This is a genomic window from Microcoleus sp. M2_D5 (genome assembly GCF_036701935.1).
GTDB lineage: Bacteria > Cyanobacteriota > Cyanobacteriia > Cyanobacteriales > Microcoleaceae > Microcoleus.
This window is the reverse complement of sequence record NZ_JAUBRP010000105.1, coordinates 2,182-16,861: the sequence shown is the minus strand read 5'-3', so window position 1 is coordinate 16,861 and position 14,680 is coordinate 2,182. Positions and strand designations below refer to the sequence as shown.

The window sequence follows — 14,680 nt, the reverse complement described above, 5'->3', positions numbered from 1 at the left end:
TCCCGCCCGTCCTTAAAAGACGGGCGGGACGCCCATCCCACTTTCAAGAGTGGAAGTTATTTAATTCTCATTCCTAAAATCGTTATGCCATTACGTAGCCTAAAAACTGCGTTTCCCCGCCAGAGCTCGGAAACAAGGAAAATTAAATTTATGTAAATTTATGTATTATGAGTTGTTCCTTCTTGATTCGGGGTTTTTCCTGGGGGAGAATGTCTTCTGGCGAATGCCTTCTGCCTTCTGTTTAATTAATTGAGTCTGACAATTGCAGTTTGCACCCATAGGTGCTATAATGGTTTAACAAGGCTTTATTTTCGGCAGTACAGTTCGTTCGATCGGCGTTCCTCCGGATTTAAATCTCTACACCCTCTGATTCTGGAGAATGTTCAATGTCAATCTATGTCGGCAATTTATCCTACGAAGTAACGCAGGAGCACCTCAACCAAACTTTTGGAGAGTACGGTACAGTAAAGCGCGTTCAGTTGCCTGCTGACCGGGAAACAGGTCGGATGCGGGGTTTCGCTTTTGTAGAAATGTCTACAGAAGCCGAAGAAGCCGCAGCCATTGAGGCTCTTGACGGTGCTGAGTGGATGGGTCGCGACCTCAAGGTCAATAAGGCAAAACCCCGCGAAGAACGTGGTAACAGCGGTAACTGGGGTAACAACGATCGCGGTGGCAATTCTCGTCGCTACTAAACCACCGGAGCTAAATTTTTAGCTATCTTCTATATTGCGTCGGAGCAAGCTGGGAGCCAACCATCATTCTCTGTTGAGAATAGATAGTTAGTTCAGTTCTCGCACCGCGCCTTAAAAGCCTCAAAATATTGCTAGACAATAGTTTGAGGTTTTTTTATGGCAAAAATTATTAAGCAGGAGTTCATCGCGTGCGATCGATTCCTCGCTGACACGAAAAACTATAAAATACAACAGGCCCAGAGAGCAAGGTTCCCCAGCAACCGATTGCCGCCGTAAAACCAGGCAATCACAGAGTTTTGCGCTTGCCAAGTGTACCGAACAATGACAGAATCATTAAGAATCAAGACTAAATCACTTTTATGCTGAAAAAAATATTTAGGCAAATTTCCAAGTCAAGCAGTGATGAAAATTTTCTGCATTTTACAGAAAATGTAGAAGTAGTAATATCGAAAATTTTATCACTGGCGATGATTTGGGTAATTCTCCTCAGCGTTTGCGATTTGCTGATTTTTTTAGCAAAAGAATTGGCAAACCACAGTGATAATTTGTTAAAAGACACGTTGTTTGTGATATTTGGGTTATTTTTAAATGTTTTAATTGCATTGGAAATCTTGGAAAATATTACAGCTTATCTGAAAAAGCACGTAATTCAAGTTGAGCTAGTTATTGTCACTTCTTTAATAGCAGTATCTAGAAAAATTATCATTCTTGACCTGGAAAAGAAAACCGCAGCCGACTTGATTGGTTTGGCGACTGCAATTTTCGCGCTTTCCATCAGTTACTTGATAGTGCGAGCCACCAATAGAGGAAAGGATTAATATCGGGAATTGAGAAGTGGGAATTTTAAATAACTAATATCATATCCGATCGAGCGACCGGACATGATATTATTCCAATAAACCAGGAGGAGGCACAATTTCAATTCTGCCTTGTTCTAAGTCAACAACTGGCACAATCTCTTCCACAAAAGGAATCAAGATTTTTGTGGATTTAGGCTCTTTAACGCGAATTTTCCGTGGTTTGCGGGTATTTCTGGGGTCAGCGTTGGCTTGGGGAGTTTCAGGCGGTTTTGGCTTTTCTAATTCTGCGGCCACAGTTTCCGGCGCCGTTAGATTCGTTTCTACTTCTAAAAGGTCGTTACCTGCGGGAATAATATCACTTACCTTGCCTAAGATTTCCCCGGTTAACTGGTTAAAAACTTCCATACCGATCAAATCTTGGACGTAAAACTCATCAGGTTCGAGGTAAGGTCGATCGGTCTTTTCAACAAACAACTTGCAGCCCCGCAGCGCCTCAGCACTATCGCGGTCTTCCACACCCTCTACCTCTACAGCATACAGCCCTTTGCCCGGAATGTAGCGACCGCCCAAAAACTCGATCGGTTCCGGTTCACTTTTGTTAGGGCGCAAAATCCACCGCTTCCCCGGTTCGATAAACCTTTCCGGGAAATCAGAATCGGGATAGACTCGCACTTCCCCGTCCAAACCTTGAGCTGCTACAATTTTACCGATTTCTATCCATTCAGACATAAACTTTTGGGGAATTGGGAATTGGGAATTGGGAATTGGGAATTGGGAATTGGGAATTGGGAATTGGGAATACCAATTTTCAAAAAGAATGCAACAGTATTCTTGTTCCCCCCCTTGGCAAGGGGGGGTTTTCGAGTGTTGCACGATTTTAGAAAAATGGTATAACATTGGGCCCAAAAGCATCTTCCCAGAAAAGCATTGGTAGCAAACAACAAATAACTAATGACTAATGACTAATCACTGATGACTAATGACTTCTTTACACCAATCCAGTTCTCAGCGCTACCACTGCTGCTTGCACGCGGTCATCCACTGCCAACTTATTCATAATACCGCGAACGTGAGTTTTAATAGTATTTGGACTCAAATAAAGCGCCGCTGCTATCTCTGGATTGCTGTTACCTTCCACCATTAATTTTAACACCTCCAATTCCCGCTGCGACAATTGACCAAAAGTAGTTGTAGAGGCAGGTATCGGGGGTTTGAGGTGTTCGATGACAGTCCGGGCAATTTGAGGGTCAAGATAGGTAGCCCCCTCTGCTGCGGCTGCAATCGCTGCTAACAGCCTGTCTACAGAAGCACCTTTAATGCAATAAGCATCAGCCCCGCTAGAAAGGGCAGCAATAATTTCAGTTTCTGCCGTGTGAGAAGTTAACATTACTACTCGAACTTCTGGCAGTTGTGCTTTAATTTGCTGCGTCGCTGCTATGCCGTCGAGCCGCGGCAAACCGATATCCATTACAATAATATCAGGTTTGAGTTTCAGTGCGGCTGCTACGCCTAAATAGCCGTCTTCTGCTTGTCCTACTATTTCTATTTCTGGGGAATCGGCTAAAACTTGCTCTAATCCCAGTTGCATCATCGGGTCATCTTCAACAATTAAAATTTTCATAATACGAAGGAGGTTCGGCAACGAGCAATTTACGGGATGTAACGGATGTAAAGGATAGAAGGAACAAGGAAGTTCGGCAACGGATTGTGTAACGGATTGTGTAACGGATATAACGAATGTAACGGATGGAAGTTCGGCAACGGATTGTGTAACGGATTGTGTAACGGATGTAACGGATGTCAGTCCGATGGAAGTCGGAAGAAGGAAGATTACTTAGTTGTTAATATTTTACATGAACTTATACCGAACCAATAACACATAACCAATAACAACTAACTAATGACTAACTTTTAAAACTTCCACGAATTCGCCCGGTACAATCCAGGTGTCCCCTGGTGGTAAAACTGCTAAACCACTCGTATTGGCGAGGTTAATTAAATTCGCTGAATTTTGGCTGCCGCTAGCAGGTTCAAATTCCCACACTCCCGCAACTAAATGCAGTTTACCCCAAACATAAGTTTCGCGCCGACCGGGCGATCGCAATTCAGCATTGCACCTAGCTTTGACAAACTCCGGCCCCCAAGCATCCGCGCCAAGCCCAGAAATCTTTCTTAAAGCAGGCACAACAAAACGCCAACAGCAGACTAAAGCCGAAACCGGATTTCCCGGCAAACCAAAATAGAGACAATCCGAATTTTTTTCACCTCGTTTAAACTCAGCAACCGTTAAAGGTTTACCAGGCTTAATCGCCACAGAACTAATGTGAACTTTTCCTCCCAACTCCGCCAAAATTTTTTCGACATAATCGTAGTCTCCTACCGAGACGCCGCCCGTAGAAAGCACCACATCCGCCTTAGCAATAGCCCCGGATATCGCCTTGTTTAAGGCCTCTTCATTATCAGGAACAATGCCCAATCGAATCGGTTCAAATCCCATTTGTGCCAACAAAACTGTCAAAGCATACTGATTCGAGTCTACCAGTTTCCCCGGTGCCAAAGCTTCGTCTGGCGATACCAATTCGTCACCCGTAGAAAAAATTGCCACCCGCAGCCGCCGATAAACGGGAACTTGAATGCACTGGGCAGTTGCTAACACCGCCATTTCTGGGGCATTGATAACTGTACCGGGAGTTAACAAAGTTGTTCCTGCTTGATAAAAAGCGCCTTTGTGCCTGACAAATGCTTGCGGTTTTTCAGGAGAAACTAAGATAAAAATACGATCGCCCTCACGCCTTGTTTCTTCCTGCATTACCACCGTATCAGCACCTGCGGGCATCACCCCACCCGTAAAAATTCGCGCCGCTTGCCCCGATTGCACCGTATTTTGAGGCTGATATCCCGCTGGAATCTCTTCAACTATATCAAGTGCGACTGGTGTTTCGGCGCTGCAATTTTCCACATCAGCAAACCGCACCGCGTACCCATCCATTGCCGAATTATCCCAATAAGGAAAATCGAGGGAACCAGTGACGGGTGCCGCCAAAATGCGCCCCGATGCTGCCAGCAAGTCTACAGTTTCTACATCCCGCTGACTGTCGAGGGGTTGTGCCAAATTTAGAACGATCGATTCTGCTTCTTTCACTGACAGCATGACTGTCTCCTTGTTTTGATAACACTCATGATTAAGTTTAGCAAAATATCCAGAGATATTGGTGATATAATTTTTTTGTATTTGGGCAGTAAACCTAATTTTTGGTGTTAATTGCTTATGACTATTTCTCGTTTGGTTGTGAGACTCAATTGTTTATCCTTATTTGTGGTAGCGATACTGATAGTTTTTACTCAACTTTCCGGGTTAAAAGTCAGCGATTTATTCTTGCCGCCTTATTCTTATCCCCATCCCAATGTCGCCTTGTTAACTCGGACTTTCCAGATTTTATGTTCCGTACCCGTCATTGTTTGTACTTTCACCTATAAATTAGCTCAAAGTATTCAACCGCGCACTTCAGAAAATCGATTTATTCTGTTTTCGGCTTTGTTAACAGGTGGATTTTTACTAAATGAAATTTACAGAATTCATATATATATGGTAGCAGGGGGAATTCCTAAGCTAGGAGTAAGTCTTTTGTACGCCGTTGTTTTGTCCTCCTACGGATGGTTTTTTCGGCGAGAACTCCAGTTAACTCCCTACCAAATATTGTTAGCGGGTTTGGGTTTGTTGTTTTTGGCGATCGGCGTGGATTCCCTGCATTTAAAAAACAAGCTTTTTTCCAGCTTACTAGAGGGATTACCTAAATTATTTAGCGAAATTAACATTGCATTTTATTATTGGTATGTCTGCAAATCTTTTCTACAACAAATATTTCATGAAAATACCAACACCTCCTTATAATTTTGTGATATAATGCTAGCATAAATATCGCCAATAATCTTCCCTTTCAAAAATATCTTTCCCTAGTTGAGGATTTACACAACCTGCATCGCTCGACCTTCATCTGCAATTAAAATACTCCAAATGCAGCCTCTCAAATACCATGATAGCAGTTACCATCAACTTCAACTCGATCGCCAAAATAACCGACGACCAATTTTATCAACTGTGTCGCGAAAACCCAGATGTCAAATTTGAACGCAACGCCAAAGGAGAAATAATCGTCATGCCACCCACAGGAGGAGAAACTGGAAATTACAACTCAGAAATTAATGCTGACTTTGTGATTTGGAACCGGCAAACTCAACTAGGAATTTGTTTCGATTCTTCAACTTGCTTCAAACTGCCCAGCGGTGCAAACCGTTCTCCCGATGTCTCTTGGATTGAAAAATCAAGATGGGATGCACTCACTCCCGAACAAAAACAAAAATTTCCACCGATTGCCCCGGATTTTGTCTTAGAGTTAATGTCGCCGACTGATAGTCTAAAAGACACTCAAGACAAAATGCAAGAATACATGAATAACCAAGTAAAATTAGGCTGGTTAATCAACCGCAAAACGCGCCGAGTTGAAATCTATCGCCAAGGACAAGAAAAAGAAGTTTTGGAATGTCCGACGGAACTTTCAGGAGAAGATGTTTTGCCCGGTTTCGTGCTAAACTTGCGATCGCTGTGGACATAATAGCTAAATCCGAAGCCGAGAAACCGGGTTTTTTCCCGAATCTGCGGGTGGCATCGAAGTATGTATTAAAAAACCCGGTTTCTGAGTCCCTAATCTGCGTTAAAAAAATCTAATGGAAACTAAAGAAACAACTTCCCTAACAGCCGAACAGCACAAACAAAAAATGCAGCGCCGACAAGAAGTACAGGCGCAGCGAATTGCCGGGGCTTCCAAAGACAAAGGTTTAATAATTGTCAATACGGGTAACGGGAAAGGCAAAACCACGGCAGCTTTGGGAATGGTTGTGCGATCGCTCGGTCACGGATACCGCGTCGCCATAGTACAATTTATCAAAGGAGCTTGGGAACCCGCAGAAAAAGCGGTTTTTCAACTCTGGGAAAAACAGCTAGAATTTCACGCAATGGGAGAAGGCTTTACCTGGGACACGCAAGACCGCGATCGAGATATCGAAACAGCTCAAAAAGCCTGGGAAAAATCCCTAACTTTTATCTGCAATCCCGAATTTAAATTAATTCTTCTAGATGAAGTTAATATAGCATTAAAACTAGGTTATTTGCAAGTCGAGCAAGTGCTTTCCGGGTTAGACCAAAAACCCGAAGAAACCCACATTATTTTAACCGGCAGAGGCGCCCCGCCAGCGCTAATCGAACGGGCAGACTTGGTGACAGAAATGACTTTAGTTAAGCATCCATTCCGAGAACAAGGCATTAAAGCTCAACCAGGTATTGAGTATTAATGTTGTTGGTCTTCAAAAGTTTAGTCCTAATTACCTAAAAGCTGAATGGTAGTGGACTGAAGCCCTGACTACAAACCGTATTTATGTTGTTTATAGTCACGACTTTTTACCCAATCTAAAATCTAAAATCTAAAATCTAAAATCGATCTATGCTGGCAACATCAGAGTAAAAGTTGACCCCTTGCCAAACTCGCTATTGACAGTAATTTCTCCCTCCAGCATCTGAGAGTATTTCTGCGCTATTGCCAAACCCAAACCCGTTCCTCCGTACTTGCGGGTAGTCGAAGCATCCGCTTGCGTAAAAGGTTGAAATAACTTTTCTAGCTGTTGGGGAGTTATCCCAATCCCCGTATCAGTACACTTAAAAATAAACTGTTCCGAATCCCAACTATTTTCGTCATTTTTAATTCTTTCAACGCTGAGTGTAACTGTTCCTTGATGAGTAAACTTAGCTGCATTGCTGAGCAAATTAAACAAAATTTGGGTAAACTTAATTCGATCGGAATACAATTCGCCAATATTATTAGGACACTCAACATTCAGGCGATTAGTGTTTCGCAAAAATAGCGGTTCAACTGTTCTGGCTACATCTTTAACTGCCTCCGACACGTCAAAACTTTCTAATTCAAGTTCCGCGTGACCGGCTTCAATCTTCGACAAGTCCAGAATATCATTAATTAAGGAAAGTAAAAGCTGGCCTGAATTGTGAATTCTCTCCAAATCAGACACAAAAGTTTCTTCGCCCAAATCTAAAGCCTCTTCTTGCAGGATCTCGCTGTAACCGATAATCGCATTCAGAGGAGTTCGCAGTTCGTGGCTCATGTTAGCCAAAAACTGACTTTTAGCCAAATTAGCTGCTTCTGCTGCTTCCTTTGCCTTGTAGAGTTCTGCCTCGGCTTGCAAGCGGTCGGTCACGTCGTGAGCCAGCACTAATTCAGCATTTCTGCTATCAAATAGCATGGCATAAGAAGTAATTTCTACATCAATAATTGTTCCGTCTTTTTTCTGGTGCTGCCACACACCTGCAAACTCAATACCAGCATCTACTTGGGATATCTTTTCTTGCAATATCGGCAGTTCTTGGAATGGACGAATGTCCGCAACGGTCATGTTGAGAAATTCGTCGCGAGTGTAGCCGTAGTGTTGGACAGCAGCCTGATTGACGGCTATAAATTCCAGAGTTTCTAAATCGTAAACCCACATCGGATGGGGGTTATATTTAAACAAAAGTCTGTAGCGTTCTTCCGAGGCTCGCAGTTCGGCTTCTGCTTGCTTGCGCTCGGTAATGTCGCGGACAACAGTGCAAATAATCTCGCGGCCTCCGTAGGAAATCACGCTCCCGCTCACTTCTACATCCACGCAGGAACCGTCTCGGCGCCGGTAGAGAACTTCGCCAATTCTGAATTGTTTGTCGGTCAGCAGCAACTCGATATTGTTGTCAATTAGGTCTTTAGAGTAAGCGATGATATCGTAAATAGTTAGTTGCGAAATCGCATCAAGACTGTAATCGAGCAAGTCTGTAAACGCTGTATTGGCTTCCAAAAGGCGTTTGGTTTGAGCGTCCCACAGGAATATGCAATCTGTAGCTTGCTCGACTACGGCTCTGTAGCGGGCTTTTTCCTCAAGTTGTTCGCTTTCAGCGATCGCGATCGCACTCAACATTCCGTTGATAGTATGGGCAAGGTCGGACAACTCATCTTTGCCCGTCACCGGTAGTCGCACCGAGAGGTCTTGGCTGCTGCTGATGTGGTTCACCGCTTTCGCTAAACCGCTCAACCGAGACAGCACCAGACGCTCTAACAGTAGCAGAGTGCAGCCGACCAACCCAATTCCCGCTAACGCTACAGACACCAGCAGGTACAGCAAACTAATTTGACCTTGCCGATATATTTCTCTGGGGATATCCACCCGCAATAGCAGCGCAGGTTGGTTGTAAATATCCCGGATCAAAGCGTAACCTGCGATCGAATCTTCGCTTAAAGGACGCACCAAAATCGGTTTTTTTTCCGACAGTTTCTCCCGCACTTGCTGAAAGTCGGCAGGCAACCTAGCCTCATTCACGCTGTGTACGATTAGGGGCAAGCGAGTAATTTTAGAAACCTTCGCAATGCCTGCAGCATCCAAATTGCGCCCGAAGATCAGCGTACCTCGGATCGGGCCGGTGCTTTTAGTCGTGAGAATAGGCCGAGAAGTAATCAGTATTGGCCCTGACGGTAGGAGCAAGATACCAGCGATGCTGCTTTTGGCGTTCGGGTGTTGCAACAGCGGGTCGCTCAGAGAAATGCGCCGTTTTAATGCTTCTGGAACAGGCGTTAGTTTCAGCTTTTGGCTGTCTAAACCTGTACCGTAAACTATTTTGCCAGAAGTATTGACAAATACGGCTATATTAACTCTTATATTAGCCAGCCCTTCTGGAATTAAATTGGAGTCAATGAATTCTGAGTTGCGGTTTTGGATAAAATCGTAGGTGTCGTCCCACGCAGACCAGTCGGCAAAGCGCGAGTTGAAGTCATCTGCGGTTTGCCCGAACACGCTGAGAACTCCCTTGACAACCTGTGTGGCTTCTTGTTCCTCTGCTTTGATCAGGCTGCCCAAGAGGATGCTTGAGGAGGCGACATACAGAATGCCAGTCAATCCAGCGATGGTAATGCCAATTATCGATAGTGTTTTCCGACGCAGTTTCATCTTGCCATGTGTGTGGTGTCCGTCCGAAGAAATTCTCAACTCAGGAGCAATTTTACTACTGTTTCCTGAAGCCTGACCGAAAGCAATTTGGTCCGGGCGCCCCCGATGTATCAGTGGGGTTGCTTTCTTCAAATCTCAAATCTCAAATCTCAAATCTCAAATCAAGAGCAATTTTACTACTGTTTCCTGAACCCTGACCGAAAGCAACTTGGTTCGGGGGCGCCCGATTTATCAGTGAGGTTGCTTTCTTCAATTCTAAAATCTAAAATCTAAAATCTAAAATCTAAAATCGATTGACTGGTGGCGCAGCGCGTGTTTCCTACTTTTCCCACACCTGCTCTTTGTGAGCTTCCGTGCAAAGACCCAAGATGCGATGATCGTTCTCGCTGATGGTAGAAATTGGGTAATACTGTTCCAGATTTACCGAGTAGGGAGAGCGACTGCCGTCGTAAGTGTCCACTACTGTTAAATTTAACTGAGTTCGATCGCCCGTGCCGTAAAAACAGTAAAAAGCAGACCGAGGTAGGTAAAAAGCGCCGACCACCTTACTCTGTCGCATTTCAAATACAAAATATTCTTGTTTAAGTTCCTCTGGCTTGCTCGACTGACCGTAGAGGTAAATGCCATCTGCTAAACCTGTGCTAGCTGTATCTGGGGGAGGGTTTGGGGGAGATTGCGAGCTTAAAACGCCGGATTTGATCTCCGAGTTGTGCGATCGGCCTGCGGGTAATGCGATGCTCAAGTTACCGGGCGAGAGAGCAAGCACGATCGCGATCGCTTCTAAACTTCCTGTCAATATCAAATAAGTCAAAACCACTCCAGACCCCAAAATTTAAAATAACTGGTTCCAAGCGCCTCTTGTACCAGTTTCACCAAGATTGTAGAGAAACCGGGTACTTGGCTTAATGTTGGCTATTAACTTGAATGAACGATCGCCCGCCCGGTTCCTGAACTTAAATCTAAGATTAGTTTGGACAAATTTTGCCTCCGCCCCGATCGGGCGATCGACCCGTCAATCGATTGCGCGATTTTAGATTTTAGATTTTAGATTTTAGAATTGAACCATTGACTTGCGCGAGATAAATACGTTCGGCAAGTTTCTCGGATACAGGTTTTTTATTTCTGGACGGATGAATCACGTGGCGGGTATCCTGGATGCGGGAATTGTCAAATGATACCATTTTAGATTTGAGATTTTATATTAAAGAATTGAATAATTTGGCGTGACCTATTCCATAAGGGTTTGGAGCACCGGCCTACAGTCCATTCTTTTTTAACTGGTATAAAATTATCCTTCCCAGCAGGGCCAACACGAAAAAAAAAGTTGAGATTTCTCAAAATCTCAACTTTTTTAGTGACTAACTAGCCAAGTATTCTCGGACTTGAGATTGGCGGCGGCGCAGGTGGGCAAGGGCTTGATGTTCTAGCTGCCGCACCCGTTCCCGGCTGAGATTTAACCGTTCTCCGACTTTCGCCAGAGACATTTCGGTGCCGTCTTCCAAACCGAAGCGCAGAATTATCACATCTCGCTGCTGGGGGGTAAGTTCTGATATCAAAGTATCGAGGTCTTGGCGCAGCAATTCCGAGGTAATGTAGTTGTCTGGAGATGCAGTTTCGTCTTCTAAGAGTTCTTGCAGTTCGGTATCTTGGTTGTCTCCTACCCGCAAGTCCAAAGAAACTGGATGTCTTGCCATCAGCAGGTATTCCCGAATTTGGGAAGGGTGCAGTTCCAAGGCGGCGGCAATTTCCCCAGGGGAGGGAGACCGGCCCAACTGCTGGGTGAGTTCCCGCTGCACTTTTTTGATTTTGTTGAGTTTTTCGGTGATGTGAATTGGCAATCGAATTGTGCGGGCGTGTTGGGCGATCGCGCGGGTAATTGCTTGCCGAATCCACCAGTAGGCATAGGTAGAAAATTTGTATCCCCGCATCGGGTCAAATTTTTCAACTCCTCGTTCTAAACCGAGGGTGCCTTCTTGGATTAAATCCAAGAATTCCATATTGCGTTTCTGGTATTTTTTGGCGATCGCCACTACTAGCCGCAAATTGGCTTCAATCATCTTTTGCTTGGCCCGCCGCCCTATGTGTAAGATGCGGCTAAGTTCGGGTTCGGTCAACTCCATTTCGGCAGCCCACTCTTGATTTGTCAGATCCCGCTGCCATTCTTTAGCAAGTGCTTGTTTTGCTTCGATTAATTTCATCATTTGCTGCACCTGCTTCCCGAAAACAATTTCTTCTTCTCGGGTTAGCAGGGGTACGCGACCGATCTCGTGCAGATAGGTACGAACCGTATCCGTTGAGGAGTATGGCCGGCTGCCCATGCGATCGGCTTTCACTGTTTTGTTTTTGGGGGTTGTGGTGGACATGGGTGAGTATTGCACTCCTTGTAACAACAGATAAAAAGTTGGTGATACCCTGTCCCACTTTTGCAAGTGGGATAAAGACTGCGACAAAGGGGATGTTTCCCCTCTTGTTTATCGGTGACGATCGGTAGAAGCTTTTTGTTTGGGATTACTTTTGTGCTTGATTTTCCAGTAATCGCCGTCGATTTTCGGTAGTTTGCTAGCTTTAACGGCTAGTTCAAGGCGAAGTGAAGCAAGAGTTTAGTTTTCTCAATATTATTCCCAATTTTGAGGATCGTAAAGGGTAAAAACCTCTGTCTTAAGGTCAAGATTCTACATTTTTCCTTAAGGTTTTGAATTCCCTGTTAGTTTTAACTGCCACTCAACTTCACAATACTCATGCAAACAGACTCATGCAATTCGAGGGCTTTGTTTTGCTCTCTATTCCATCATCGCTTGAAATTATCTCGCTGCCTAGATGGTCGGATGCGAGATTACCGAACTCGATCACCGTATTAGATGGGAGTAACTGTTTAAAATATTTATTGACATTTTGATTTAAATATGCTAATCCAATTCTGCTACGAGTAACGACAAGGTGTATAAAGGCTGGCTGTTGCCCTGCTTGACTTTCATTCTGCCCCTAGGCTCTATCATCTCCATCATGTTTAAGCTTATGCAAATTTTGGGCAGTTAGGGATGAGGGGTGAGGGGGTGAAGGGGGAAAAGCTTCTGACGGAAAGCTGAGGCCTAATTTTTGGGACGTTCGATCGCACTTTCTAGTTTATAACTGAGGCAAAAATCAGATATTTCTGTCATTGCCAGCGATCGCCAATTGTTCGCAAAGACTAATTTACAGTAACCTTTGCCTAAGTTCTGTAAGGAATCTAGCAGTTGTCAATCTAAAATCCTAAATCCATTTTAGCAGATTCTGCCTCGGCAAATACTTGTTCATCGGGCATTTCTTGCCAGTCAATATCCCCAATTTCTCTGTAGAATTGCTCGTCATAGGCGCGAGTTTGCACGACGACGGGCATGGGTACGGCGTGCCCCAAAACTAATGCTTGCTGTTTGGAGTCGAGTTTTGCCAAAACCGATCGCAAACTCTGCCCTCCTGAAACGCCGGTGAAAATAGCATCGATGTCTTTGTCGTCGTTTAGCAAGGCTGTAATCCGCGTCCCGACTTGCGACATGACTTCGGCGTCGATACCGGAAGGGCGCTGGTCTACAATCAGCAAGGTTACGAAGTATTTTCGCATTTCTCTGGCGATCGTACCGAAAATAGTCGATCGCACGATCGCCGGATCGAGAAAGCGGTGAGCTTCTTCAATGGTAATCACCAACGGCTGCGGGCGATCGCACGGATTTTTGCTCATCAAAAACTTCTCCGCTTTCCGCACGTAAGATCCGTGAATGCGGCGAGTAATTACGTTTGCTGCTAACATATAGGACAGCAAATCCGAGTGCGAACCGAACTCAATTACTACATTCTTCCCCCCATCCAAACACTGCAAAACTTCACTCACATAATTTTTAGGACAGCGTTTCCGAATGTATTTCAAATCGTTTAAACGCTCTAATTTTCGCTGCAAAGCCATAATCGAAGATTTATTTCCCCGCTTCTCTTCGCAAAACATCGAAATATTTTCATTGCTCATTTCCAGCAACTGATTTATCCAACCGCTGCCCAATTCGTTTCGCAAAATAATCGCATTTTCGATACTAGCTTCCGACAAATTTAACTCGCGTTGTACCAGCGCGATGTCTTCCACTTCTATTTCATCGAAACTCAAAAATAATTCTTGAGCGTCGCGGACTCCCCGGCGTTTTGTCGATTCTGGATCGAGGGTATAAATCTGAATTTTATCGGGAAACAACTGCCGCAAACCTTTAACAGTGCTGAACTGTTTACCTTCCGAAACCGCTTCCCACCCGTACTCCGAGTGCATATCAAAAATTAAATTAACAGCAGCTTGCTTGCGAATAATTCCCGACAGAAGCAAGCGCGTCAGAAAAGATTTTCCCGTTCCCGACTTGCCAAAAACTCCGTTGCTGCGTTCCACAAACCTGTCTAAATCCAAGCACACAGCAACGTCCATGTCAATCGGTTTGCCGATCGCAAAATTGCGGCGGTACGGGTCATCTTCCCAGCCAAAAACTGCCCGAAAATCAGTTTCTTTGGCATCAAACACCTGGGAAAAGTGGCTGGGAATAGTTTTGACCGGCAGCAACTCAATATCCGCACCGGTTTGCGCCTCAAAAGAACCCAAATTTCCTAACGCCAACTTATTCTCGCGAACTGGGCCGTTTTTCGTCGGGTCGAAAATTGCCTGCTGTTTTTCTCTCTCAGCAGTCAACATCAACATCGGCGACAGTTCGATCGTACCGTAGGTGCTGCTACCGGCTAGCACTGCGAGTAGAAAATCGTCGTCTGGATTGGGAGGATTCGATAAAATGCGGGCGCTAGAAGTTCCGAGAGACACGTCGGTGAGCATGCAGAAAAAGTGCGATCGCACCCCCCGCACTACTAGAAATTTCCCCACCCTCATATCTTCCACCGAAACATCGGCGTGCAGTCGCACTTCTAATCCCTTGCTCAGGGAACCTTGAATAACAGAGCCTAACGGTCGATCCATTTTAGATTTTAGATTTTAGATTTTCGATTGTTCAGATAGATTTGAGATTTTCGATTGTTAATAATCGAGCCATTTTCGCTGGGCGAGTTTTGCTTGTAGATTACGGTCGATCCATTTTAGATTTTAGATTTTAGATTTTCGATTGTTCAGATAGATTTGAGATTTTCGATTGTTAATAA

General features: G+C 44.6%; 12 protein-coding genes. 5 read left to right on the top strand and 7 right to left on the bottom strand.

All coding sequences use genetic code 11. The features are described 5' to 3' along the window. Positions 1-386 precede the first annotated feature (386 nt). Complete coding sequence (locus tag QUA50_RS27270; protein WP_333241931.1) at positions 387-692, top strand: RNA-binding protein; 306 nt, start codon at positions 387-389, stop codon at positions 690-692. Between the two features lie 359 nt (positions 693-1,051). Beyond that, positions 1,052-1,510: a phosphate-starvation-inducible PsiE family protein gene (locus tag QUA50_RS27265; protein ID WP_333267630.1), complete on the top strand. Its 459-nt coding sequence runs from the start codon at positions 1,052-1,054 to the stop codon at positions 1,508-1,510. 69 nt (positions 1,511-1,579) lie between these two features. Here the strand turns inward: QUA50_RS27265 and rimM are convergent, their stop codons facing one another. The 3 genes from rimM to QUA50_RS27250 all read right to left on the bottom strand — a co-directional run bounded on the left by rimM (position 1,580) and on the right by QUA50_RS27250 (position 4,643). After that, entirely contained in the window at positions 1,580-2,221 is a 642-nt protein-coding gene (gene rimM / locus QUA50_RS27260; RefSeq protein ID WP_333267632.1) for a ribosome maturation factor RimM, read from the bottom strand. Positions 2,222-2,480: 259 nt separating this feature from the next. Further along, positions 2,481-3,113: a response regulator gene (locus tag QUA50_RS27255; protein WP_015179099.1), complete on the bottom strand. Its 633-nt coding sequence runs from the start codon at positions 3,111-3,113 to the stop codon at positions 2,481-2,483. A 276-nt stretch (positions 3,114-3,389) separates the two neighbouring features. Then, positions 3,390-4,643 (bottom strand): molybdopterin-binding protein, encoded by a 1,254-nt coding sequence (locus QUA50_RS27250; RefSeq protein WP_333267634.1) that lies wholly within the window; start codon positions 4,641-4,643, stop codon positions 3,390-3,392. A gap of 117 nt (positions 4,644-4,760) precedes the next feature. On the opposite strand from QUA50_RS27250, the gene QUA50_RS27245 reads away from it, so the two are divergent. The 3 genes from QUA50_RS27245 to cobO all read left to right on the top strand — a co-directional run bounded on the left by QUA50_RS27245 (position 4,761) and on the right by cobO (position 6,841). Then, positions 4,761-5,384, top strand: a complete 624-nt coding sequence (locus QUA50_RS27245) for a hypothetical protein (RefSeq protein WP_333267636.1) — start codon at positions 4,761-4,763, stop codon at positions 5,382-5,384. A gap of 142 nt (positions 5,385-5,526) precedes the next feature. After that, positions 5,527-6,105 (top strand): Uma2 family endonuclease, encoded by a 579-nt coding sequence (locus QUA50_RS27240; RefSeq protein ID WP_333267638.1) that lies wholly within the window; start codon positions 5,527-5,529, stop codon positions 6,103-6,105. 112 nt (positions 6,106-6,217) lie between these two features. Then, positions 6,218-6,841: a cob(I)yrinic acid a,c-diamide adenosyltransferase gene (gene cobO, locus QUA50_RS27235; RefSeq protein WP_333267640.1), complete on the top strand. Its 624-nt coding sequence runs from the start codon at positions 6,218-6,220 to the stop codon at positions 6,839-6,841. 147 nt (positions 6,842-6,988) lie between these two features. Here the strand turns inward: cobO and QUA50_RS27230 are convergent, their stop codons facing one another. From QUA50_RS27230 to QUA50_RS27215, 4 genes are all read right to left on the bottom strand, one after another. Next, positions 6,989-9,526 carry a CHASE4 domain-containing protein gene (locus QUA50_RS27230; RefSeq protein WP_333267642.1) on the bottom strand — a complete coding sequence of 846 codons (2,538 nt, stop codon included), beginning with the start codon at positions 9,524-9,526 and terminating at the stop codon, positions 6,989-6,991. A 319-nt stretch (positions 9,527-9,845) separates the two neighbouring features. Beyond that, positions 9,846-10,343 (bottom strand): hypothetical protein, encoded by a 498-nt coding sequence (locus QUA50_RS27225; protein WP_333267644.1) that lies wholly within the window; start codon positions 10,341-10,343, stop codon positions 9,846-9,848. A 541-nt stretch (positions 10,344-10,884) separates the two neighbouring features. Continuing rightward, on the bottom strand, positions 10,885-11,889 hold the full coding sequence (locus QUA50_RS27220; protein WP_333068118.1) for an RNA polymerase sigma factor, RpoD/SigA family: 1,005 nt from the start codon (positions 11,887-11,889) through the stop codon (positions 10,885-10,887). 878 nt (positions 11,890-12,767) lie between these two features. After that, positions 12,768-14,501, bottom strand: a complete 1,734-nt coding sequence (locus QUA50_RS27215) for an ATP-binding protein (protein ID WP_333267646.1) — start codon at positions 14,499-14,501, stop codon at positions 12,768-12,770. Between the last annotated feature and the right edge of the window lie 179 nt (positions 14,502-14,680).

Bases quoted from the DNA above. Each gene is read 5' to 3' on its own strand.
- QUA50_RS27270 (WP_333241931.1), top strand. From the start codon at position 387: ATGTCAATCTATGTCGGCAATTTATCCTACGAAGTAACGCAGGAGCAC.
- QUA50_RS27265 (WP_333267630.1), top strand. From the start codon at position 1,052: ATGCTGAAAAAAATATTTAGGCAAATTTCCAAGTCAAGCAGTGATGAA.
- rimM (WP_333267632.1), bottom strand. From the start codon at position 2,221: ATGTCTGAATGGATAGAAATCGGTAAAATTGTAGCAGCTCAAGGTTTG.
- QUA50_RS27255 (WP_015179099.1), bottom strand. From the start codon at position 3,113: ATGAAAATTTTAATTGTTGAAGATGACCCGATGATGCAACTGGGATTA.
- QUA50_RS27250 (WP_333267634.1), bottom strand. From the start codon at position 4,643: ATGCTGTCAGTGAAAGAAGCAGAATCGATCGTTCTAAATTTGGCACAA.
- QUA50_RS27245 (WP_333267636.1), top strand. From the start codon at position 4,761: ATGACTATTTCTCGTTTGGTTGTGAGACTCAATTGTTTATCCTTATTT.
- QUA50_RS27240 (WP_333267638.1), top strand. From the start codon at position 5,527: ATGATAGCAGTTACCATCAACTTCAACTCGATCGCCAAAATAACCGAC.
- cobO (WP_333267640.1), top strand. From the start codon at position 6,218: ATGGAAACTAAAGAAACAACTTCCCTAACAGCCGAACAGCACAAACAA.
- QUA50_RS27230 (WP_333267642.1), bottom strand. From the start codon at position 9,526: ATGAAACTGCGTCGGAAAACACTATCGATAATTGGCATTACCATCGCT.
- QUA50_RS27220 (WP_333068118.1), bottom strand. From the start codon at position 11,889: ATGTCCACCACAACCCCCAAAAACAAAACAGTGAAAGCCGATCGCATG.
- QUA50_RS27215 (WP_333267646.1), bottom strand. From the start codon at position 14,501: ATGGATCGACCGTTAGGCTCTGTTATTCAAGGTTCCCTGAGCAAGGGA.